The organism is Paenibacillus amylolyticus (assembly GCF_050990605.1).
Lineage (GTDB): Bacteria > Bacillota > Bacilli > Paenibacillales > Paenibacillaceae > Paenibacillus > Paenibacillus amylolyticus_H.
In genome coordinates this window covers 2,384,632-2,407,226 of the sequence record NZ_CP158832.1, presented here as the reverse complement: position 1 = coordinate 2,407,226, position 22,595 = coordinate 2,384,632, and the positions used below count along the sequence as shown (strand labels likewise).

The window sequence follows — 22,595 nt, the reverse complement described above, 5'->3', positions numbered from 1 at the left end:
ATAAATATCAAATGAGGACATTTAAATTGTAAAATATTATAATTGTAACATTTTAAGACAGAAAAAAAGACTCTCATCCCTGAAGATGAAGTCTGCATTTACTAGTATGTTTAAACTGACTTGACTTATCTAATCGATCAGTTGCACACGTTGACGCGTTCGCGCCGATTCCAGGCACGCATCAATAACGCGCATGTTCTGAATGGTATTTTCCGGACTGAAAGGTAGGGCTGCTCCATCAAGCACAGCCGTTGCAAACGTCTCCACCTGAAGCACATAGGAATTCGACACCGACACACGCTCCTCACGGCTAACCGAATCGGTGTGCACAATAATCTGAGGTGGAATATCACTGTTCTCCCAGCCAAACACTTTTGGCAGTTCAATCCGCCCTTCCGTACCGAGAATCTCCATCTCCGCTCGTCCTGAAGCCCACATGCCACAGTCAAACGTTAAAGCTACCGAATTCGGAAATTCGACCAGTCCCGACGCCATCATATCCACGCCATCATGCTCGTCCGAGAATAGAGCGTGTACGGTCACCGCTTCCGGTTCCTGTCCCAGATACATCCGGGCCGCCGAGATCGGGTACACGCCAAGATCGAATAATGATCCGCCGCCCATCTCTCTTTTGAACCTTACATTTTCCTTGTCATCAGCGGTATTACACGTAAAGTTACCATGGATGGCTCTGACGATGCCAATCTCTCCACTAGCTATAATCTCTTGCACACGTCTGTGCTTGGGATGATATCGATACATAATCGCTTCTGCAAAAAGAACGCCATGCTGATGACATACCTCGATCATTTCTGCCGATTCATCTGCATTCAGGGCAGCAGGTTTCTCACACAACACGTGTTTGCCAGCCTGTGCCGCTTTGATGGTCCATTCTTTGTGCATATGGTTAGGCAAAGGAATATAGACGGCTTCAATGTCCGGATCAGCGATGAGCTCTTCATAACTGCCATACGATCTGGCAATGCCGAGTTCTTCGGCAAGGGTTTCCGCCTTTACTATGCTGCGGCTGGCAATCGCCAACACCTCACCACGCTCGGACTGCTGGATCGCTGGAATGACTGCATTTTTGGCAATGGTTGACGTACCGAGTACCCCCCACTGTAACTGTCTGTTCATGCTCATCTTCCTTTCGTACCGTAATTGTCCTCTTCTGCCTTGTGTAACATGCCGAGACAACGATCCAGATCCGTTTTGACCTGTTTCTTGTATAACTCAGCTTTCTCCGCACCATCATCCGTGAAATGATATAAAACAATTTCCTGAAAATCGACCTTTGGATCATTACCTTTCAGCTTCTTCGTGCGATAAAATACCCCCTGCTGTACCAATTCATGCAGTGCCCGATATACCTCGCTCTGGGGTGGTACATAACCGTAATCTTTGAATTCCTGCTTCATCGCCTCCAGCATCTCGTAACCATACCCCCTGTGCTGTTCAACCATCGTAATCAGATACAGCTTGATAAATGCCCGCTGTGCAATCATAAAAGCCACGTTCATTTCCCTCCTGTCAGAACCTATATATCTAGTATTATAAAACTTATGTTCGGGTTCTGCCATCTTTCTCCGCTTTGCCTCCCTTTTATCCAACTTCAAAGAAGGCGAGCAAGAAACCATGTGGATACGGAATAGCCTGGGGTCGCACGGAAAAAGGTTTTCTGTTGTGAATTTTTCATGTATTGAAATTTTAAATAGTATTGAAAAGTTTGTTTTATTTCAGGAACTTCTGAATCCTGTATCCTACCACCTGAATCCTGTGTAGCCAATCCTGAATTCCTATACCAAAATTGACCCTGTACAATCCTGTACAGTTGTGATTCTGTTATGAATTTTTCATATGTTGATGGATTCATTTGGTATGGACAGATTTCGGCACGGCTCCCACAATCCATTTCCCCCAACTTATACGCGAGATGAGCCATGTCAGCACACAGGATAATGTAAGAGCGAGCAACCAGGTAATGATCATGCGAACAACAGGGTTCCAGCCCATAGCAACATAGAACAACTCATCCGGAATATAGCTGTATCGCAGCATCAACATATGCATCAGATAACCGCCATACGATACACCGCCAATCCATCCGAGCAATCGTGTAGCCCTGAGATTATGCAGTTTCCCGGACAACTGGTACATGACCATAATGGAAGCGATTAGAAAGAGTGCCATATCAGGGCGGATCAGGCTGACCGTATAAAACGTAATTTTGATTCCCTCCGGCTTCTGAAACTCCTGCATTAATAAGTAAGTAAACCTAAGACCCAGAACAATAAACACTGTCCAGTATATCCAGCGCAATCGATGAATCCATTCATTCCAATGCTGGATGGATAACCCCGCTGCTGCACCAAGTACAAAATAAAAAAAGAAATAGAGGAAATTACGGTCTGCATACGTTGTAAAAGCATCTGTCAGCACCGGGATATTCAGCCGTTCCATGAATTTGGCGATGTTTCTTAATTGATCTGCAAGCACAAGATACACCACACCAGAAAATAATAATGCGATCATACGCCCCTTGGCCTGATATCGGTGATATACAAAACGAATTGCACGCAAAAAGAGCGGAAATAACAGATAAAACTGGATCAACATAATGATGTACCAAAAGTGTGAAGTTGTTTTGCCCGTCATCAACTTCAGGCCTAGGTCCGGGATATCATTCCATCCGAATCCGGTCCAGCCACGCGGTGCAAGTGTAAAATAAATGAGTGACCAGATCAGATAAGGCACAATGACGTCGTTTACTCTTTTTCTCATGAACGGGCCATAATGCAGCTTGTCTCCCGTGTTATAAAACAGCACCAATCCTGTTATGAATATGAATAAAGGAACTGCAAATTTGGAGAGCATCAACAGTATCGCCAGTAACACGCCATCCTCCAGTTTCGTTTCCGGGACCAAAGAGTAATGTGCGATGGAATGCTGAAGAACCACCGCTCCAAAGGCGATTCCCCTTAAGCTCTCTATTTCTGTAATTCGTTCTTTGCGAGGCATACATTCAGCCATCCTTTCTTGGTTTTACGATAAAAGATATAATGAAATTGAAGTCGTATATCTGATGAACGGGGTGATTCATATTTCTTTAGCTGACAAGGACATCGCCACTATCGACTCCAAATATGTTCAGCAACATCTGGCTAACGAACGAACTTTTCTGGCCTGGGTTCGCACAGGTATTGCCATGGCGGGTATCGGCTTTCTTGCTGCCGGATTTGGCTTCAATTCGTCGGCGTATAATCAACTTGCACATATTGCGGCGATGATTACCGGGATCACATCTCTGATTGGTGGTATATCCATCATTGTGTATTCGGCAGCAGCCTATCATCGGAAGCGTACACAAATCAATGAGCAGACGTTTCTGGCATCGACAGGATTAATTCGATTTCTCACTTTGATGTTACTGGTGATTGGACTCGCTTTGGCTGTACTGTTATATGTATTGTTATTCCCTGCTTGACTGGGCGAAAACACCAGTCGCCATTATTGAACTCCATGCAACACAGGGACAAAAGCCGGCTTCCCTTAAGGAAACCGGCTAATGACCAGCTTGTGGATCATTTATGTCATTCCGTTTGGCAGATATAATATCATTTGGTTCTATTTCGTATCAACCGAATGCGGTAAGATTACAGGAATGTATTGTTACCCAATCGCGCTGCTTTGGTTTGAGCTTCCAGTCTGCGTTCTTCCATATCCAGATCCGGCCGTTCAGCAGGTACATCTGTACCATGAACTTGCGCTCTGTCCCGATTAAATTGGCTGTTGCTGCTAAACACATCGTACACATCGGTATCCCGATCGGTGGAGTCTACAAGCAGCAGAATTTTGCCATTCTGTACATACTCCTCATACTGTTTAGCATCCTCTTCCGGAATCCCAAGACCCACAAGTCCACCCACCAATCCGCCAGCTCCTGCACCCACAGCTGCACCGGTAAATGCTGCTGCAATCGGACCTGCGGCCAGAATGGGACCTATGCCGGGTATAGCAAGTGCACCGATCCCTGCAAGCAGACCCGCTACGCCACCAAGTACACCACCTGTTGCTGCACCTGCAGCCACACCCTCAGGGGCTTTGGTACCTGTCTCTTCCCGAATCGCCTTCAATTCATCCCGATCCTGGGTAACAACGGAGATCTCGTCTGAAGTGAATCCTTGTGCCTTCAAACCCTCGATAGCCTGTGATGCTTCACGTTCTGTATTAAACACACCTACGATTTTCTTTTGCATAATGAATCCCTCCTCATCTTATTGAGTGGTTCGTTATGTTATTACCCGCCTTCGTTTCTTTCAAACGTTTGCAAGTCAATATAATATGTGTTAATAGCAATGAACGGCTGAGGCTCTCTCCTTTTCATTCCTCATCAGGGTACGCGCTCCAACTCAGGCATGCGATACGTTGTCAGGCATACTCTTACGTGGGAGGACGTCGGCGTCCAGAACATCTTGAAGTACAGGCTGGCTGATCCTGGTGAATGATCCAGACGATTTTCTAAGGAACTGAGATCGTCTTATTTTGCAATTGCGTCCTCCGTTTATTGGGTAAGAAACATGAGACACGTTATTTACCAAAATCACCTGACAAACCCGTAGTAAACGCTAATTATTCGAATATAACGTGTCTCAGATTCCTTAGATTGCTGTAGGTGCTTCAAATCGCTGAATAAGACGTCACAGGTTCGTTAGCCCTCCCGCTTCACCTTCTGCTCCAGACACATGTCGTTGATATCTGAAAAAACAAAAATAATTTATCTATTTCCCCCGTGGTTTGGCTCGATTGGTGGCGACTGCTTCAAGTGGATTATCCGGCCAATAGTGCTTCGGATACCGACCTTTCAGATCTTTTTTGACGTCAAAGTATGTCTCTCGCCAGAAATTAGCCAAGTCTCGTGTAACTTGTACAGGTCGCTGAGCCGGCGATAACAAATGGATGGTCAACGGGACCCGCCCACCAGCTATACGCGGTGTCTCCTGTTGTCCAAACATCTCCTGTAATCTTACCGCCAGCGCAGGGGCCTCTGGACGGCTGTAGTCCACCGGAATACGAGATCCACTCGGCACCTGTATATGCGTCGGTGCTTCATTGTCCAGTTGTTGTCGTTGCGTCCAGCTCAATCCACCCAGTAATACATCCTGCATCGACAATCTCTTCAGGTCGGCTGCCGATCGCATGCCTGTCAGATAAGGGGTGAGATGTTCTGCCAGCTCTTCGGTCAGATTATCTTCAATCAGGTCAGGCCACTCAGGTAGATGGAGATGCAGGAACCGCAGCCTGTCCGCAAGTTGTCTGGATGTTTTTGTCCAAGGCAGACAATCCAGTCCTTCCATCCGTATTCCAGCCAACAGTGCTTCCAGCACCTGATCTTCAGGTGGTTGTGCAATACTGCTCTCTTTCATCACAAGGGCCCCAATACGAAGTCTCTTATGCGCTCGCACGCTGCGGGTATTGGCATCCCAGGCCACTTGCACTTCATCGTGCAGCAGGTGCTTAGCTGCCTGTAACAATGTCTGCTCCTGCAACGGCGCAGCCAGCAGGATGCGCGCATCTGCGCCCTGGTCGTCTGCCTCGGCTGCGACCAGATACGCTGAACGGCTCAGCGATTCTGTCGCTGCGAGCCGTACGCCGCGGCCGCTGCTCAGCAGATAGCGGCCGTCCTCCCTGCGTTGCCCAATCCGGTCCGGATAGGCGAAGGACAGCAGCAATCCGCAGCTGTCCTCATCCGGCCGCACCGGATCGGCCGCCGGGCCGAGCGCCGAGCGCAGCTGGCGGCTCTCCTGGAGCATGCGCCGCACGGCCGCGCCGTCTAGGGCAGCCGCTGCCGCTTGCGGCATGCCGCTGCTGTCCGCGGTCAGCAGCGCCTCTACGCGCGGGCGGAGGTCCGTGCCCGCGCCTGCACTGCCACTGCTGCGTAGGCCGGCAGGCTCCTGCAGCAGTGCCGCCAGCATGCTGGCGTAGCTGGCCAGCCCAAGCTCCGCCGCGCGGAGCAGCATGCTGGCCAGTCGCGGATGCACGCCAAGCGTGTTCATCCGCCGCCCGAAGGGCGTGATGTGGCCTGCGTCGTCTAGGCCGCCCAGCTGGCGCAGCAGCGCCTGTGCCTGGCCGTAGGCGGCGTCAGGCGGGGTGTCCAGCCATTGCAGCTCTGCTGGGGACTGGACACCCCAGACGGCAAGCTCCAGCGCCAGCGGCGCAAGATCCGCAGAGGTGATCTCTGGGCGAGCTGCCTCAGGCAGTCCCCCATGAAGCTCTTCGCTCCATAGCCGGTAACACACCCCCGGGGCAATTCGCCCTGCACGACCCCGCCGTTGGTCTGCTGACGCCTTGGACACTGGCAGGGTAACAAGCCGGCTCATGCCCGTGCGCGGCGAGAATGCCGATGCACGACTCAGCCCTGCATCCACCACAATCTTAACGCCAGCAAGTGTGAGGCTGGATTCCGCGATCGAGGTGGACAACACCACTTTGCGCGAGCCCTCAGCCGCCGGGCGTATGGCCTCATCCTGTTGTTCAACCGGCATACTGCCATACAGGGAATGAACTTTCACATCTCCAGGAAGAGAACCATTTGATAACTCCCCCTCTGTACGGCGTATCTCTCTAGTACCAGGAAGGAAAACAAGCACGTCTCCCTCGTGTTCGGCTAATGCCTTGGTCACCGTCTGAGCCGTGAATTGTTCCAGCGGCATAGCTGCTGGTTTCGGCACATATCGTGTTTCCACCGGAAACGTGCGACCCGGACAATGAATTGATTTTGTGCCTTCACCAAGCAATGCACAGACCGGAACAGGATCTAGGGTAGCCGACATCACCAGCAATTTCAGATCTGGACGTAACATCGCTCGGGATTCCAATGCCAGGGCCAAGCCCAAGTCCCCATGTAGATGCCGCTCATGGAATTCATCAAATATAATCATCGCCGTATCCTCAAGTCCTTGATCTTGCTGCAACATCCGGGTTAATACCCCTTCCGTCACAACTTCAATACGTGTCCCCTGACTCACCCGGGTATCCATGCGTACACGATATCCTACGGTCTGTCCCGCTTTTTCCCCAAGTGTAGCCGCCAGTCTCGATGCAGCCGAACGCGCAGCCAGCCTTCGGGGTTCCAGCATGATGATTTTACGTCCTGCAACCCAGGGTTCCTCCAACAAAGCCAAGGGTATTACAGTCGTTTTGCCCGCCCCCGGTTCTGCAATTAACACACCTGTATCTTGATCCCGAAATAACTGTCTTAACTCAGGAATAATCTCTTGTATCGGTAACTCTATATGCATATGATCGCTCCTAATGAATGTACCCTGCTGCTCTTCAGTATCTATTCGAATGTTAGCATTATAACAAAAAAAAGCCGTTCCAGAGGAACGACTATCGCAGACACATCCTAAGACATGTCTTGGTAAAAATGAAATTTATCCAGAATGCTCCCTTAGCTGAGCAATGATTCAGCACCATCAATGACGATCTCTGCTCCGGTAATATGTCTGGATTCGGACGATGCAAGGAAGCTTACCAGATCGGCAACATGTTCCGGTTGACCCGGTCCGTCCGCAAGCGGCTGCTGTCCTTCCGGGAACTCCATCGGAATAATGATCTGTTGCAGATCATCCGTTTTGACCGTACTCTGATCGATATTCGTCGCAATTGCTCCTGGGCAGATCACGTTCACACGTATCTTGAACTTCGCCAGCTCAAGCGCAGCCATCTTGGCAAAAGCAACCTGCCCTGCCTTGGAGGTGCTGTACGCCGACATGCCAAAGCTTGAGAATCGTTGATTGCCGTTAATCGAACTTGTAATGATAATGCTGCCGCCACCCCGTTTCTTCACGTGAGGCAAAGCATATTTTACGGTGAAAAATGTACCGTTCAGGTTGGTTGTGATAATTTGCTGCCAATCTTCAACCGAAATTTCCTCAATGGGTGCTGATACACCGTTAATGCCCGCATTGGCAAAAACAATATCCAACCCGCCGAATAACTCAACGGTTTCCAGTACGGCCTTTTCCACACGTGCCGGGTCAGAAATGTCTACATCAAATGCTCTTGCCGCACCGGGGTGCAGCGCATTAATCTCTGCTTCCGTTTCCGAGATTCGATCATTCACCAGATCAAACAATGCAACATGTGCACCCTCTTTTGCCAGCTTGACCGCAGTGGCCTTTCCAATACCGGAGCCTGCTCCGGTAATAATCGCAACCTTGCCTTGAAACCGTGACCTGCCGTTTTGTTGTGTCATTATCCATTCCACTCCTTTGATTTGGCAATTATGTAAGAATGTACGTTCAAGCTCATCGTTAAAGAGGTTGTTCAAAAAGTCCGCTTTTGATTACGAAAGGTGCCTAACGGCATCATCAACATCGAATATGGAATTCAGCCGAAATGTCCGTTGCTCACGTAGCTCTATCTACGCTCCGCTACTCCATTTCTAGCTTTATCCCATCTTCTTGGTACTGAAAACCGACCTTTTTGAACACACACTTAAAATCAATTCTTCACAAGATTACCCAAAAAGAGTGTCTTTTAAATCAACACCAGCAAGTTTTTTCACCTTTGGTCTACACCAATGTTACAGCAGCATCTGGATCGGTCCACAACTTTATAACTGGCACTCACCATTCCAACTCAATGAAAGCGGCATCATCTTCAAGACCGCCGGTATGTGTAGCATCCAGCAATACCTGAATGTGTTCATCCGGAACATAGGCTTGAATGGCATCCAGATCATTTAACCCATCCGTGTATAACTGGAGCCGCAGTGAATCTCCTGCGGACCCTTTCATCTCGCAGATGTGCGGTTTACCTCCAACAGGACCTTCGAGTGTAGACCAACGCTCATTGGTCTTGCAGTGAGTCTGAAATAAATCAGAATCTTCCTGGCCATTACGCCAAAGGCGAATACGGGAATCTCCTTGCCACGCAAGCCACACCCGACTTTTGCGACCGCCTCCCGTAAGCTCGATCCGTCCACACACATACATGGCCTGACTGCCTCGACTTCGCTTTTCCATCAACACTTCACGCAGCAACAAAGGAGAGCTTTCCAGTGGCTGTAATTTCTCCAGCTGCTCAGATGCAGGAAGGGTCAGATCCCGAAGCAGACGCTCAACGCCCTCTTCTGTCGGGTGTTGCGTCGTTTCCAGCCAATCCAACAAAGCATTCCCCAGAAAACGTGCTGCAAAGTCTCCCAGGTAACTCATGCCTACGCCATCACACAATACAAAATTGCAGACATTGCCTTTCATACGTACCGCAGCAAAGTCCTGTCCAGTATCTCCCTGATGTACCGTCTCAGCCGCTCTGCCATAACCATATCTGCACTTGAATGTGCCATGATAGCAGGTTAGTGGCTGTTCTCCCGTCTGTACACTCACATAGCGAAAGTTGCCATGCCGTTGCTCGGCATGGCCTCCCTTATCTCCAGCAGACAATGTTGCCAAACGCATTGCTCTCATGATTCCCCTCCTATCTCACAGGCGTAGCAGCGGACATCTGGAACCCAATCGATACCAGTTCTGCGCAGGTACCTGGCAGCATCATGAGTGCACCGGGTGCAAGCAAATAATCAGCTTCAACGAGCATTTCCCGATAACTTTCGGGCAGAACAGAAGACATATTCCGCAGCTTCTCTCCATGCTCATCCTGTAGATTTGTTTCCGAAGAGATTCCCTTCCATCTTCTAGGTTCAGCAATCGGCCCTTCCAGCAGATGATCGGATATAAAAATATTCTCCACCAGCACATTGCCATCAGGTACACTCATGCCCATGATTCTTTTCGCAATGGGCTCGGGATCTTCACCTGTGGCTACCCCATCGGTCATGTGGCACACAAGTGGAGCAGGACAATCCTGCATATTCGGAATTTCGGCCTGAAGAATCTTTTCCGCCTGCAGGAAAGCCTTCGCAGAATCCGAGAACCGTTTCGGGGTCAGGTCAGGCAAAGATCCAACTGCAGCGATCTCATCGATTCCTTTGATGCCGTTCAACAAGTCATATACATCATCGCTGTAAGCCAATATGGCTATGCGATAGCGAGGTGTCAGACGATTTCCCTTAGTGGACCGAAATACCATTTGGCGTATCGCGAGAGATAAGGCATCATAGACGACGTCAATCCGCCGACGATTTTCCAGAACCATGTTCATGGAAGCACTAATATCAATCAAATATATAATAAGTGCAGGTGTACGCTGTGATGCTTGAATCGTGTAGTTCATCTAGGGTGAGTCACCTCCGTCGTTCACGTTATTTATAAGTTGGGTAACGTGTAGCTATTATCGCTCAGGAATTTGTTAATGGCACTCATTCGAGCCGCCACTTTGCCGACCCCTTTGAAATAAGCAGCATCGGTATTATAAAGATTTTTGAAATCACGGGCATACGCTTCCGCATTTTCAATTTTTCTGCCTTTTTGTGCGTTATACGTTTTATTGTAATGAGCAATCAGCGTGACCACATTCTGGGCACGTTTTTTCTTGAGCGCGGCTTTCTGAGCAATCTCCTGTTGCCGTTTAACTTCAGCTGCCGCTTTACGCTCCGCTTCCTGTTTTGCAAGCTTGGCATCATTCTCTTTTTTCCAGACCAGATAAGCTTCATATTTTGCCTGTTTATCGTATTTCTCCTGCTGCGCTCGCTTGGCAGCTTCTTTTTTCTGCTGTTCCTGCTTCACCAGATAGGCCTCATACTTCGCCTGTTTGTCGTACTTGGCCTGTAACGCCTTACGTTCTTCTTCTTTTTTCTTTGCTTCCGCTTCCTTCTGTTTGGCTTCAGCGAGCTTTTTCTTTTCCTCTGCATCCAGTCTCGCAGCCTCTGCGGCCTTTTGCTTCTCTTGCTCTTGCTGCTGTTTGAGCGCAGCTGCCTTTGCAGCTTCAGCCTCTTCCGTAGCCTTGACCTCTGCCAGTCGTGTAGCTTCCTGCTGTTCTTTCTGCTTCACTTCTGCCTGATCGGCCAGTATTTTGACCGTTGGCACACCACCTGCCAGCAATACAATAAGCACAGCGGAGGAAATCATGAACTTTTTGGATCTGTAGAATGGCACAGGTACTGGCTTGTCTGTGTCTTCTTTTGGATTAAGCTTGGCATCCAGTTCCTTAATTGCAGCCTCGACTTCCATCTGCATCGCGCTGTTATGAGGTATGAAATGATAAAGCGAACGATACACTTCCAATGCCGCAGCCGGTTTATCTTCATCCTCCAAGGATCTTGCTTGCAGGAACAGACGGTTCACAACCGCTTCCTGATCGGGAGATTGTGGCGTTTGAGGAATGTCCCCGTCTTTCGTATTCACCGGTTCACTTACTGGTTCTGAGCTCTTTTTCAGATTCTCGTCAGCTTCGGACGCATTGGCAGCTTCTTCTTCCGATGTCGCAGCAGCAGCATTGGCCTGATCCACATCTACCGCAGCCAATGCAACATACCACTCGCCAAACGTCGGACAGCTGCTCAGATCGTGACTTTCCCAAGCTCGAATGAACAGATCGGACAGTTTGGAACCCCAACGTTTCTCTAGGGACTCCCGCATCGCATAATACCGTTCACTCACCGTTTGCATTTCATGCTGGTCAAAATAACTTTCGCCCCACGCTTTCTCTACAATCACGGGGTCCGACCAGCTTAACATTTCAGCAATGATAACAGCTCCGGCAAATCGGTCAGCATATGAACTCCACAAACCGCTGTGCACTGTTCGATGGGCTGCATAACCGGGCGACCCGGCAAGCAGGGCATCCGGACGATCCATCTTGGAACCGTACATCTGCTCGACATCCACAAGTTCTACCGCAGACGCCTTGCCCAGGTTCTCCACTTCGGAAAAAAACGGAATCATTACATTGGGAGCGGACATATCGCAATGAGCCAGTCCACGTTGTTCCATAGCCGAACCCGTTCCAGCAAGCGCTCTGGCCAGCTTCAGGCTCTCCTCAGCCGTCAACTGTCTCTGATCACTGATCACATCGAACCAGGTCTGACCTTGCACCCATGGCATCAACACCGCATATAACAGATCGGGATGTTTTCCAATGAGCGCTCCGTTTCTTTCCGGAGTGAGCACATCACGCTTGCATACCTGCAAACCTGGCAGTTCACTATAAGACTCCATATGCTCAGACTGATATACCATAGCCGGAATACGGAATTTTGGAAAAAATACTTTTAGTGCTTTGGCCCCATGAATGGAACCATTTCGGGGTAACAACTGATAAACAATCCCCTGCCTTCCGGCTTGGGCATAAGCCAGGCCCGGCGCAGCCGGATGTTGCCCAATCGTATAGGCAATGTCGTTAATCACCACTTCATCCCCGGGATTTGGTTGAAAAGACATGCTTATCCCTCTCTCTGTCCTAGTGTCATAGTTGCAGCAAAAACCGGGTGTTGTGACAACGCCCGGTTTTTGCTGTAGTTGTACATCTTCAGCTTGCTACCCGCTAATGATTCAGGACGAATTCAGACTTCAAATCGGCCCGATCTATGTAAGCAGATTAACGAGCTTGGTCAGCTGTACGGAATTTGTTAGCAATAGCTGTAAGTTCAGCGCTGATGCTGTTCAGCGTTTGAACGAATGATTGCATTTGTTTGCTAGCTTCTTGGAACTCCTGGAAGAAGCGTTGCTTTGTCATACCTTCCCATTGTCCTTCCATGCTTGTGATGGATTGAGTCAATGTAGATACGATTTGCTGACTTTGCTCACCGCTTTGTTTAAATTGGTTGGAAACCTGATCAAGCTGCTCTGGGGTAACTAAAATACGTCCTGCCATTGGTAAATTCCTCCTTGGTTTGTGCAATTAAATTTTGACTTGTTCAAATTGTACTATACCAGGATCGATCGAACAAAAGTCGAAGGACCTAATCCTATTTACCCCATTTTCAGCCTTTGAAACTTCTCCTAACAGCCTATTTACAAAAAAAATTCACTTCCTGCTGTTACTTTTATCTACCCTGTTCAGGAAACCACAGGCTCGGTCCCTCTTCTTCCCCGAAAGGAAGGATCTGTGAATCTCCATGCTACCGGCTCAGGCTGCATAGCCTGAACCAATGTAGCAGGGGAGCCATCCGGCGGAGCGGCATCCTGTACACGATATACGGCAGCCATTGCGGAAAGGGGATCGGATACTACAGCTACAGTTGCAGAATGTGCAGGCATGATTTCTCCTGTACGATTGTTCTGAAGAACATTCAGCATATTGACCGCATTACCATAGGCTGTGTTCACATGACTCAGCACGGAACGATACTCCATGTCTGCCTGCTGGAATAACAATGCTTTGCGTCCCAGCTGTACGCTTAAGTCCATTAATCGACGAAGCGCATCCTCGCCCAGTCGTTTACTGTGATTCCATTCACTCATCACCGCTGCGCGGGATTCAACCTCCCACTCCAGCGAATGAATCGCCTGATCCAACACTGTCATCTTTTGCTGTATTTGCTCCGCTGCATACTGAATCTGCTTGCTCAGTGCCCGAAGCACATCCGGTTCCACACGAATGCGCATTTACCATCACCTTTCCTCTTCCCCTGCAGGCTGTTTAAGCCAGTCCAGCAGCATCTCGTGAAACTGTTCTCTAGTCGTCAGTGCTGCAACTAGCCAATCATCTGAAGCCGCAGTGCTCATCCGGAACAACCAATTGGATACCGCACTTGCAGCAAATGCTGCAGACTGCGACTTCCACCCGTCTTCATTCCATACGAGCAAACGAAGCTCCCCATCTGACTCCTTACCCACCAGACAGCGTGCCAGCGCAAGCGAGCCCTCAGGATCACTTGTCTCCTGTGCGAGTTCATCTGCTACGGTCTGTACCCCGCTGTTCTCAAGCTCATTCATGACATCATAAAATTTTTTCTTGGAGCACATTAGTGCCGGTTTCTCCGCAGGAGAATGGCCGCTCCATTTCATCCGCTCTATCAGAACATCAATGGCTTCACGAACACTTCCCAGATCGCTAAGCCGGAACGAGTCCGGTACGTCGTCAACACGGGAAACTTCAACGACCCGCTCATCCGTGCAATGTATATAACTTTCATACGACTTGCCGTTGATCGTGTATCGAATCCAACAAGCTCTGTCGGACAATCCGGCAATGGCTACCCTGGAGAAAACGGTCGGTGTCATGATCAGCTCATCGGTGTCCTGATCCCGAATCAGATATCCTTTGTCAAGCAGAGAGGTTTTGACGCTCTCCCACTCCATAGCGATATCCTCCGCCATATAGCCGCGAAACGGATCTTCCACACCAAGCAGTCGGTCTGAACCGAGAATACCGGCCAGGAAAAAAAGTTCTTTTGTTTGCAACGTGACTACCTTTTGCTTAGAATCATGAACCGTCAACATTATGAGCCACCTCCCCTCAAACTACAACATGCCATCGGTCACGAATTTCAGAAATCCAATCGGTCATTTTCCAGCTGTCATCACATGGAACTGCACCTTTAATCCTGGAATATTTACGTTTTACATAATAACCTTGACCCGGAGGCAGTACCTTCAGCCCACCTGAACTACCTCCAGATTCGGAATAAGGTATACGGAAGAACGAGAGATCGTTAGGGTCTAAAGTCCCGAACAGCATTCCACTCTGGGAAGCCTTCACATCTGTTACCCAGTCAGAACCAAAGGTTGGGAAGTCTGCCGGAACCCCGGATAGAATCACGTGTACACCGCGATCCCTTCCTTGACGAACAATCGCTCCCAATTGATCTTTTACATTAAAATCGTTTAGCTGCTTGGACAAGGTGTCCGCATCGTCGATAACGAGCACAAGTTCCGGTCCACCGGAAATCTCGCCTCTTTTCAGAACTTCATCGTACAACTGTTGAATCACAGGTGCAAGCTGTTCTTCTCGCGATACATGTCCACGGACATGTGGCAAACTGCTAATTTCCCCCAGTCCACCTGCGCCATAACGCATATCTACTGTGTATATTTGTACATCTTCCGGAGAAGCATGATAAGCCAGTGATAACATCCATGTCAACAAAAATGTCGTTTTGCCGCCTTCCATCGGACTCGTTACCATGAAATGTGGACCTTCACGCAGATTAAGCTGGAATGGTTCAAGATCATCCGTAAGCAGTCCCACAGGGACAGTTACAGATGATGTATCCCATGCCTGACCATATGATCCTGTCTGAATGAGCAGATCCTTGAGTCTGATCTCTTCCGGAAGCGGAGCAATCTGAGGCGCTTCTTCCCCTGTCCAGCCTTGGCGAATCTCAGCGATCGTACGGCGCAATGCCGATGAGCGTTTGCCCTCATCTGCCCCGGAAGAAGGTAATGCCGCCTGGAACATCAACGGAGGCACTTGCCCTTTGACCAGACCTCTTCCTGGCGGAAGTTGGCTTGGTGCTTTGGAAGGTCTTCCCACGGCATAATAATAATCACTTGGATCGGATAACTCAAATGAAACCGCATTGGGAATATTGCTTCTGAATTTTTCAAATACATCGGTTACCCGATTCGCAGTAAGCACAAAGGTGATACCCAGACTTCCGCCTTCACGCAGGATCGTCTCCAGAAGTTCATTTTCTTCCGGATAGGCATTGCGGAATGAAAGGTAACCATCGATAACGACCACAACCTGCGGGACAGCCGCGTGAGCTGTCCGGCGGTAAGCCGAAATCGTTTTAACCCCCGCCTCCGAGATGATATCTTTGCGTTGTGCCGACAGCTTGAGAATATAGCGGAATAACCGTTTGATCCGGTCTTCCTCTTCCGCCATCATCACGCCACCGATCTGAGGTAGTGCTGCAAAGTCCTTCATCATGCGACCCATATCGATAATGTAACCATGCCAAGGCTCAGTTCTGTGAGAACGGGCCAGAGACATAAGCAAGGTTTGCACAAATGTTGTTTTTCCGAGTCCCGGCATGCCGTAAACGACCAGATGGCCTTGATCCATAGGCAATGCGAGCGGTTGTTGACGCTGATTGGGAAGATCATCCAGCAAACCAACCAGTGGTTTCAGACCAATCGCTCCTCCATCAAGCAGCAGATCCCGATTCTCTTCTTCCTGCCAGTCCTGAAGACCTTCCCATTCCAATGTCTCTGGTAGAGGTGGCAACCATGGCCCTGGCAAACGACGGATACCCGCATCCGCTGCAGACTTCGCAACATAATCAATAAATACCTGAAGCTGTTTCGGAACATCTTCACCTTTGAGAACGGCTCTCCGCTCTCCGGTTAACAGAGGCTCCCGCTTACCGTTCAGGCGCACTTCCATAACAGGTAATACCGTCGTTGAATCCTCCTGCTGGTTATACGGTGCACCACTCCATGCAAATTGCATTTCTTCAAACACTTCATCACTACCAACCTGGAAATATCCACGACCAGGCTTTGTAATCCAGGCAGCATTTGGAATCTTGATCATGTCCCTGCTATCTCCCTCACTCTGTACGCGAAGGCAGATCCGGAAGCGCGAATTACTCCATATTTTATCGTCCACAACACCAGCTGGCTTTTGGGTTGCCAGAATTAGATGAACCCCAAGTGTCCGGCCAATGGCCGCGATACTGATCAGTTCATCCATGAACTCCGGCTGGTCCCGCTTCAATTGAGCAAACTCATCAATGATAATGACCAGATGCGGAAGTGGCTGCTCATGTCTGGAACGCAGAATCTTGTAGTATTCATCAATGTGCTGGAGGTTTCCCGCATCATTTAATATTTTTTGCCTTCTGACCAGTTCGGCCCGAAGTGAGATATTCGCCCGCTCGATCAGATTTCCATCCAGATTGGTGATCGTCCCCACCACATGAGGCAGATCAACAAATGTATTGGACATCCCGCCACCTTTATAGTCAATCAGCATAAAAGCCAGATCATGGGGATGGAATTCAGCAGCCAGCGAAGCTACGATGGATTGGATGACTTCACTTTTACCTGAACCGGTTGTACCTGCAATCAAACCATGAGGGCCATGACCCTGACGTTCAATTTTGTCATGCAGGTTTATCGCTATTTTTTTGCCGCCAGCTCGTACACCCATTGGTACGGGCAGTGTATCAGGATATCTCGTCTGCCCCCATCTGGACACCACATCCAGATCTTCCACGCGTGATGTGCTCAGCATATCGAATAACGGAAGCACTTGCGGGATATCTGATGCAGATGACCGTTTTAAGCGGATCGGTGACATATAACGGGAAAGCGCCTCTGCCATCTCCTTCGTGATCACATCAGGCTTGTACGTTTGTTGAATAACATCCGCATCTTCCGTTTTTTTGATATATACGCCTTTGCCTTTGGAAGCATCCATAATCAACTGACAATGCATCGGTAGAGACTCCTTGCGATTAGCCAGTATGATGGTGCATACATCAATGTCTTGAGCCGATTCAAGTAGCAGCGGAAGTAATGGTTCTTCTTCAATCAATTGCGTATCGGAGAGAATCACAACGTAACACGGCGTTTGTATGCTTTTCTTGTAGCGGTCTTCCTTATTGTTACGGCGCCGGTTCAACACGGAAAACAAGCTGTCCGCCAATTGATGCGCACCGCTGTGCCTGTCGGCCATATAGCGTTGTCCCTGGTCTTCATCCCAGATATGGGGCATCCAGCGAAGCCAATCCCATTCTTTGCTGTCCTTTTCTTCATAGAAAGCAGCAAGCTTCAGTTCATCCGGGGAGTGACGTACCGTCAGTTGTGAGATGATGACTCGCAGGGAAGCAAGCACTTCCTCCCGATCACCGACCAGTCCCATAACCTTCGATTGGAACAAAGGCAATGTAATGGAAGCATCCGGTACCGTCTGGAATTCACCCGCAAGTTCATGGACCGCTTCAATTAGCTCATCCTTCTCATAACCATCAATCCGTGGAACCTGTAGTTTGATACGGAATGGAATCTCTCCCGTACCAATGCGCACCTGAAGGAAATCATCATCCTCTGGTGAACGCTCCCACAAGGAACTGTTCCGGTTCTTCACCACTTGAAGACACACACCCGGATCCCCATGAATTTCGTACAGGCTCTTCACTTGCTCCGCCTGAGCTTCCTTCAGTTCTTCCCGGTGTTTGTCCAGTTGGGCAAGATACATGGTTTTTCGTTCTTCCAATTTTTTGCGATATGATTTCTTGTTGCTCAGATACACGAAGAATGGAATGGTGTAAGAAGTAAGCATCATCATGACCGTCATCATCTGAAACATCATATAATTGCTGTTGCCCATTTTGCCGGTCATATTGATATATACGTAGAAACCAATGCTGACCATGGTCATCATGATCGGCACAATAATGGATATCATGGAAAACGTGGGTTTGCTCGGTTCTGTTGGAGGCCTGAGTATTTCGAGTCCTTCTTCCTTGAGAACCGGTGTCATTCTTGGAGAACGCTGATATAACACATTCACGAAGAGAAGACCTCCTTTAGTTCGTTCAATAGAATGTATACGTTCAAAAGCCCTATTCGTTGCTGTCCTTTTGAAATAATGAACGTCTCCCATATACAGGCGCTTCTTCCGCAGTCGTTGAAAAAGCCCGCTGGACACGTACGCAACTGCCTTGCCGCAGCCCTGTTTCCATTAACTGCTGTGCGTTCTGCGGAGAGAACCACAGCCCTTCCGGAAACTTGGCTTCAAGGATGTACTGAATGCCGTCTCCCGGTGCCTGTCCGAAAATGCGAACGCCAAGTAATGTCTTCAAATGTTCAATGGTGCATTCATCCGGAACATCGATGTCGAACCATTCTCCTTCCTCGCGGCCGGAAAACACGGTTAGAATCATCCGAATCCCTCCCATGGTCTCATATGTAAATTGTCCTAATGTCAGATTAAATCAAAAAAAAGAGAATGAATCGTTATATCAACCCTATTTTCTTACATAAACACCCTGTTTGCAATGTACCACCTGTAATTTTGTTACATATGACCCACGTATATATTAAAATATCGTACATTTGACTCAGAACTTTCGTGGCAGTTATGCATTTAAATATTGCGAGGATACGAAACCTTTTATTTTTTGTTCCATTTAAATGGTAATTAAGATTCGTTTTTCGGGACTTTTATTCCTTCGCTCACAATTGAATTGTGAACACTTTTCAAACATTACCCACCTTTATGTTTTCATAAGCTGATTTTAAGGTAATTTTAAGCATTGGAATTTAATATTACCTGTATGAAATAACAACCGTGAGGTGATTTCAAGTGAGAACCCTAATAACCTTTCAAAACAAATCAATCCCTGTATACTTTAATCAAGAAAACAAACAACCTATGCAGAAGACATTAAGATTGCTTAGCAGTGCTCTGGAGCATAAAATTAGCAACGGTAAACGTGCCATTCAAAAATGTCTGCATTCTTTAATTAGTATTGAGATTGTGAATGGAGAGGCCATTCTCCACAGTCGAAGTGAAAACGACTCCCTTGCTTTATCATTATATTAAAAGGAGTCCCTCAGCCACATTCATTACAAGACATGAAAAAGGAAGCTGTCGTTTTAGACAAGCTTCCTTTTTGAGGTGTATACACGTTAACAGCGGATTGCAATTATGATCAGCCTTCACTCAATGCAGTTTGCTTAGGACATAGGCGGCATCATGCTCTTCCGCAATCTCGGCTTTACGAATACGAATGACAAACAGCCGAACCAAATTGGCACGTGTATGTTCTTCCTGACAGGTATTCAGTTTCCTCAGAATAAAGCGGTCAATGGACATGAATTTAAAGCCCCTTTGCCATTGGATTTACGGATCAATTCTTCCGTGTATCCATAAATAACCAGATAGCATCAGACCCAAACAGCTTTCCCCCTCTTATATCAAGCCGTATTTTGCTGTGGTGTAAAATTGTGCAAAAAGCCCGTCCCACCAAGCTGGATACGGACTTTCGCATGTTTTGTCGATCTTTTTGCACCCATTCTAATCATTCATAAATATCTCTGCCATTTCAACCTTTTTCGACTTATTTCACTCCAGGATATTCCCGATATTGGTGCTGTATGCTGATCCAACGAGTACGTGTAAACTTCTCAATTGCCCAATCACCACCGAAACGTCCAATCCCTGAAGCCTTTTCACCGCCAAACATCACATGCGCTTCATCGTTCACAGACTGATCATTTACATGCACCATACCCGATTCAATGCGCTGGGCAACCTGATATCCTCGATTCAGATCTTTGGTGAATACGGAACCACTAAGTCCATAAGGAGTATCATTCGCCAAACGTACAGCTTCATTCTCATCTTGAGCCTTCATGATCACTGCCACCGGGCCAAACAATTCCTGCTGCACGATATCTTGTTCAGGTTTAACATCGGCAAGTACAGTAGGAGACAGTACACTACCTTTACTCGTCCCACCGAGCAATAAACGTGCGCCTTCGTCCTTGGCTTTGTTCACAAGATCCTGCAATCGTGTTACCTCTTTTTCCCGAATGAGAGGACCCACGAGTGTTTTGGCATCTGCCGGATCACCCGCCTGCACATTCCTCGTTTTGACAACAAATGAATCGACGAATCTGTCGTAAATATCAGCATGCACAATGATACGATTCAGCGCCATGCAGATCTGTCCCTGATGCAGAAACTTGCCAAAGACCGCGGCTTCGGCAGCACGTTCAATATCCGCATCTTCCAGCACAACCATGGCGTTGTTGCCGCCTAGCTCCAGTGCCGTTTCTTTTAAATGTTCACCTGCCAGCTTACCGATCCCCTGTCCAACTTCTGTGGAACCCGTGAATGAAATTACTTTGGGAACCGGATGAGCGACAAAGTAATCCCCGATCTCACTGCCACTTCCGGCAACGACATTCAGCACGCCCTCAGGTAGACCGGCTTGTTCGAACAAATCGGCAATGAGCCAACCTGCCGTAATCGGAGTGTCTGATGCTGGTTTAATCACCACACCATTGCCGAGAGCAATCGCTGGAGCTACGGATCGAAGGCATAGATGCAAAGGGAAATTCCATGGCCCGATAACACCGACCACACCCTTCGGCTCCCGAACCACACGGTTCTCTTTGCCAGGGGTATTGGACGGAATAATCTCACCCTTCATGCGATAAGGGAAAGATGCTGCTTCATCCACAATGCGTTTAGCCGCTGCAAACTCCGCCTCCGATTTGATTCGGGTACTCCCGGATTCTGTGATCAACAGTTGAATAATCTCCTCTTTTCGCTCTGTCATCAGGGATGACACTTTACGCAGTACCTCTTCTTTCACAGCAGGTAATGACTTCGCCCACTCAATTGAATTTTTCTGAGCAGACTCATAAGCCTTATCTATGTCCTTCTTATTGGAAGAACGCCATGTGGCAATAACTTCTCCCGTATAAGGGTTGATATTCTCCATTGTTTTCTCACCGGAGCCATCTACCCATTTGCCATTAATATATTGTTTCGTCCATGTTGTATGTTTGGTGTCCATTAAAGTCATTTGAATACGCCTCCTGATCAAGATTAAATGTCACACCTGCATAACGGTGTAATACTTCATTAACCTTGTTCAGAAATACGCAAACGTGTAGATCTGAATTAACCTTCCATTCCTTACGCTTAAGGAAACAACACAATTCACAATATTTTGCCGCCCCTGCACGTCTTTCATCTGTCAGGCAGGCTCTTCTCTCCAAAGAGGCTCAAGTCTTCCCATCCGTAGCCAACTTCGATCAGATCTTGACCACCAATACGGATGGACTGTGTCTGGACTGGAGTGCCTCCCATCTTTTCATAGAAGCGGCATGCTGAATTACGCTCCAAAGCCCATATGATCAAACGTTTCATATTGTGGGTTTGCAGATGATGAACGACATGTGTCGCGAGTTGCTGACCTATCCCCGTTTGTTGCACTTCCTTCAGCAAATATATAGCATACAACTCTCCATCATAAGGTAATTTTCCTTCACGCTCCTTACCCCCACAAGCAAATCCGACAATATTCCCATCATCCTGTTCAGCTACCACCAGGATCCGATCCTTTTCGCCAGAACGAATGGTCTCCTCCCACTGGGACAATCTTGATTCTATAGTCAAATGATCCAAAAAATCGTCAGGCACAATTCCCCGATACGTTGTTTTCCAACTCTCCGTATGTACATGGGCTATTCCTTGCGCATCCCCTTCACGCGCCGGCCTGATCAGCATAGCTATCACTCGCTTTCTCTCGTAACTGCCGCAACTTTACCATATTATATGTTCTTCTTTCTTTAATTCCAAACTCATCCATTGAACACGCACTTATAAAGTAAAATCCGGCCCCTACGGCCGGATCGTTACTCTCGTGCCCACAGATACCTTGGAAGACAGATCCAGTACATCCGAGTTGTACATGCGTATACAACCATGGGAGACGGATTTACCAATGGACCAAGGCTCATTGGTTCCGTGTATGCCATAATGGGGAGCAGACAGTCCCATCCAGAACACGCCAAATGGGCCACCTGGATTCGATTGTTTGTTAATAATAGTGAACTCCCCGCTCGGAGTCTGCGTGAGCATCTTGCCGGTGGCTACGGGATAGCCCTTAATCACCTGATTGCCATCCAGAAGATATAACATGTGGTCAGACAAATCTACAATAATCCTGTAATCTGGCATAATGACATCCCTCCTGACCTATCTTATGCAAGATACCGGAT

At 48.2% G+C, this 22,595-nt stretch carries 20 protein-coding genes; 2 read left to right on the top strand and 18 right to left on the bottom strand.

The window, feature by feature from the left end; translation table 11 throughout:
* Positions 1–129 precede the first annotated feature (129 nt).
* From ABTV53_RS11065 to ABTV53_RS11055, 3 genes are all read right to left on the bottom strand, one after another.
* On the bottom strand, positions 130–1,137 hold the full coding sequence (locus ABTV53_RS11065) for a Gfo/Idh/MocA family protein (RefSeq protein WP_433752906.1): 1,008 nt from the start codon (positions 1,135–1,137) through the stop codon (positions 130–132).
* A 2-nt stretch (positions 1,138–1,139) separates the two neighbouring features.
* The gene (locus ABTV53_RS11060) at positions 1,140–1,514 is read right to left on the bottom strand and encodes a helix-turn-helix transcriptional regulator (RefSeq protein ID WP_036609188.1); all 375 of its coding nucleotides are present in this window, start codon (positions 1,512–1,514) and stop codon (positions 1,140–1,142) included.
* Between the two features lie 355 nt (positions 1,515–1,869).
* Positions 1,870–3,018, bottom strand: coding sequence for an acyltransferase (locus tag ABTV53_RS11055; protein ID WP_433752905.1), 1,149 nt, complete (start codon positions 3,016–3,018; stop codon positions 1,870–1,872).
* A gap of 64 nt (positions 3,019–3,082) precedes the next feature.
* On the opposite strand from ABTV53_RS11055, the gene ABTV53_RS11050 reads away from it, so the two are divergent.
* On the top strand, positions 3,083–3,484 hold the full coding sequence (locus ABTV53_RS11050) for a YidH family protein (RefSeq protein WP_433752903.1): 402 nt from the start codon (positions 3,083–3,085) through the stop codon (positions 3,482–3,484).
* A gap of 169 nt (positions 3,485–3,653) precedes the next feature.
* On the opposite strand, the gene ABTV53_RS11045 is transcribed toward ABTV53_RS11050, so the two are convergent.
* The 11 genes from ABTV53_RS11045 to ABTV53_RS10995 form a co-directional block, all read right to left on the bottom strand.
* Positions 3,654–4,256, bottom strand: coding sequence for a general stress protein (locus ABTV53_RS11045; protein ID WP_433752902.1), 603 nt, complete (start codon positions 4,254–4,256; stop codon positions 3,654–3,656).
* Between the two features lie 522 nt (positions 4,257–4,778).
* On the bottom strand, positions 4,779–7,298 hold the full coding sequence (hrpB, locus tag ABTV53_RS11040; protein ID WP_433752900.1) for an ATP-dependent helicase HrpB: 2,520 nt from the start codon (positions 7,296–7,298) through the stop codon (positions 4,779–4,781).
* Between the two features lie 152 nt (positions 7,299–7,450).
* Positions 7,451–8,257, bottom strand: a complete 807-nt coding sequence (locus tag ABTV53_RS11035; RefSeq protein WP_433752898.1) for an SDR family oxidoreductase — start codon at positions 8,255–8,257, stop codon at positions 7,451–7,453.
* A 373-nt stretch (positions 8,258–8,630) separates the two neighbouring features.
* On the bottom strand, positions 8,631–9,473 hold the full coding sequence (locus ABTV53_RS11030; protein WP_433752896.1) for a protein phosphatase 2C domain-containing protein: 843 nt from the start codon (positions 9,471–9,473) through the stop codon (positions 8,631–8,633).
* Between the two features lie 10 nt (positions 9,474–9,483).
* Entirely contained in the window at positions 9,484–10,236 is a 753-nt protein-coding gene (locus tag ABTV53_RS11025) for a vWA domain-containing protein (protein WP_076330724.1), read from the bottom strand.
* Positions 10,237–10,268: 32 nt separating this feature from the next.
* The gene (locus ABTV53_RS11020; protein WP_433752895.1) at positions 10,269–12,341 is read right to left on the bottom strand and encodes a hypothetical protein; all 2,073 of its coding nucleotides are present in this window, start codon (positions 12,339–12,341) and stop codon (positions 10,269–10,271) included.
* A 157-nt stretch (positions 12,342–12,498) separates the two neighbouring features.
* Positions 12,499–12,774: a WXG100 family type VII secretion target gene (locus tag ABTV53_RS11015; protein WP_017689071.1), complete on the bottom strand. Its 276-nt coding sequence runs from the start codon at positions 12,772–12,774 to the stop codon at positions 12,499–12,501.
* Between the two features lie 185 nt (positions 12,775–12,959).
* A complete protein-coding gene (locus ABTV53_RS11010; RefSeq protein ID WP_339241716.1) occupies positions 12,960–13,508 on the bottom strand; it encodes a WXG100 family type VII secretion target in 549 nt (182 codons plus the stop codon).
* Positions 13,509–13,514: 6 nt separating this feature from the next.
* Positions 13,515–14,345: a hypothetical protein gene (locus tag ABTV53_RS11005; RefSeq protein ID WP_433752892.1), complete on the bottom strand. Its 831-nt coding sequence runs from the start codon at positions 14,343–14,345 to the stop codon at positions 13,515–13,517.
* Between the two features lie 16 nt (positions 14,346–14,361).
* Positions 14,362–18,366 carry a type VII secretion protein EssC gene (essC, locus tag ABTV53_RS11000; protein WP_433752891.1) on the bottom strand — a complete coding sequence of 1,335 codons (4,005 nt, stop codon included), beginning with the start codon at positions 18,364–18,366 and terminating at the stop codon, positions 14,362–14,364.
* A 52-nt stretch (positions 18,367–18,418) separates the two neighbouring features.
* Entirely contained in the window at positions 18,419–18,739 is a 321-nt protein-coding gene (locus ABTV53_RS10995) for a hypothetical protein (protein ID WP_433752889.1), read from the bottom strand.
* A gap of 422 nt (positions 18,740–19,161) precedes the next feature.
* Between ABTV53_RS10995 and ABTV53_RS10990 the strand changes: the two genes are divergently transcribed.
* On the top strand, positions 19,162–19,401 hold the full coding sequence (locus tag ABTV53_RS10990; RefSeq protein WP_074094612.1) for a hypothetical protein: 240 nt from the start codon (positions 19,162–19,164) through the stop codon (positions 19,399–19,401).
* Positions 19,402–19,521: 120 nt separating this feature from the next.
* Here the strand turns inward: ABTV53_RS10990 and ABTV53_RS10985 are convergent, their stop codons facing one another.
* The 4 genes from ABTV53_RS10985 to ABTV53_RS10970 all read right to left on the bottom strand — a co-directional run bounded on the left by ABTV53_RS10985 (position 19,522) and on the right by ABTV53_RS10970 (position 22,554).
* Positions 19,522–19,674 (bottom strand): hypothetical protein, encoded by a 153-nt coding sequence (locus ABTV53_RS10985; protein ID WP_164783094.1) that lies wholly within the window; start codon positions 19,672–19,674, stop codon positions 19,522–19,524.
* Positions 19,675–19,918: 244 nt separating this feature from the next.
* Complete coding sequence (locus ABTV53_RS10980; protein ID WP_433752886.1) at positions 19,919–21,394, bottom strand: aldehyde dehydrogenase family protein; 1,476 nt, start codon at positions 21,392–21,394, stop codon at positions 19,919–19,921.
* A gap of 167 nt (positions 21,395–21,561) precedes the next feature.
* Positions 21,562–22,101: an N-acetyltransferase family protein gene (locus tag ABTV53_RS10975; RefSeq protein WP_433754149.1), complete on the bottom strand. Its 540-nt coding sequence runs from the start codon at positions 22,099–22,101 to the stop codon at positions 21,562–21,564.
* Between the two features lie 114 nt (positions 22,102–22,215).
* Positions 22,216–22,554 carry a L,D-transpeptidase gene (locus tag ABTV53_RS10970; protein WP_076208844.1) on the bottom strand — a complete coding sequence of 113 codons (339 nt, stop codon included), beginning with the start codon at positions 22,552–22,554 and terminating at the stop codon, positions 22,216–22,218.
* Between the last annotated feature and the right edge of the window lie 41 nt (positions 22,555–22,595).

Excerpts from the sequence above, each read along its gene's own strand:
- ABTV53_RS11055 (WP_433752905.1), bottom strand. The coding sequence starts at position 3,018 with ATGCCTCGCAAAGAACGAATTACAGAAATAGAGAGCTTAAGGGGAATC.
- ABTV53_RS11020 (WP_433752895.1), bottom strand. The coding sequence starts at position 12,341 with ATGTCTTTTCAACCAAATCCCGGGGATGAAGTGGTGATTAACGACATT.
- ABTV53_RS11005 (WP_433752892.1), bottom strand. The coding sequence starts at position 14,345 with ATGTTGACGGTTCATGATTCTAAGCAAAAGGTAGTCACGTTGCAAACA.
- ABTV53_RS11030 (WP_433752896.1), bottom strand. The coding sequence starts at position 9,473 with ATGAGAGCAATGCGTTTGGCAACATTGTCTGCTGGAGATAAGGGAGGC.
- ABTV53_RS11010 (WP_339241716.1), bottom strand. The coding sequence starts at position 13,508 with ATGCGCATTCGTGTGGAACCGGATGTGCTTCGGGCACTGAGCAAGCAG.
- ABTV53_RS10995 (WP_433752889.1), bottom strand. The coding sequence starts at position 18,739 with ATGATTCTAACCGTGTTTTCCGGCCGCGAGGAAGGAGAATGGTTCGAC.
- ABTV53_RS10970 (WP_076208844.1), bottom strand. The coding sequence starts at position 22,554 with ATGCCAGATTACAGGATTATTGTAGATTTGTCTGACCACATGTTATAT.
- ABTV53_RS11050 (WP_433752903.1), top strand. The coding sequence starts at position 3,083 with ATGAACGGGGTGATTCATATTTCTTTAGCTGACAAGGACATCGCCACT.
- ABTV53_RS10980 (WP_433752886.1), bottom strand. The coding sequence starts at position 21,394 with ATGACTTTAATGGACACCAAACATACAACATGGACGAAACAATATATT.
- ABTV53_RS11065 (WP_433752906.1), bottom strand. The coding sequence starts at position 1,137 with ATGAACAGACAGTTACAGTGGGGGGTACTCGGTACGTCAACCATTGCC.
- ABTV53_RS11045 (WP_433752902.1), bottom strand. The coding sequence starts at position 4,256 with ATGCAAAAGAAAATCGTAGGTGTGTTTAATACAGAACGTGAAGCATCA.
- ABTV53_RS11025 (WP_076330724.1), bottom strand. The coding sequence starts at position 10,236 with ATGAACTACACGATTCAAGCATCACAGCGTACACCTGCACTTATTATA.
- hrpB (WP_433752900.1), bottom strand. The coding sequence starts at position 7,298 with ATGCATATAGAGTTACCGATACAAGAGATTATTCCTGAGTTAAGACAG.
- ABTV53_RS11035 (WP_433752898.1), bottom strand. The coding sequence starts at position 8,257 with ATGACACAACAAAACGGCAGGTCACGGTTTCAAGGCAAGGTTGCGATT.
- ABTV53_RS10975 (WP_433754149.1), bottom strand. The coding sequence starts at position 22,101 with ATGCTGATCAGGCCGGCGCGTGAAGGGGATGCGCAAGGAATAGCCCAT.
- ABTV53_RS10985 (WP_164783094.1), bottom strand. The coding sequence starts at position 19,674 with ATGTCCATTGACCGCTTTATTCTGAGGAAACTGAATACCTGTCAGGAA.
- ABTV53_RS11015 (WP_017689071.1), bottom strand. The coding sequence starts at position 12,774 with ATGGCAGGACGTATTTTAGTTACCCCAGAGCAGCTTGATCAGGTTTCC.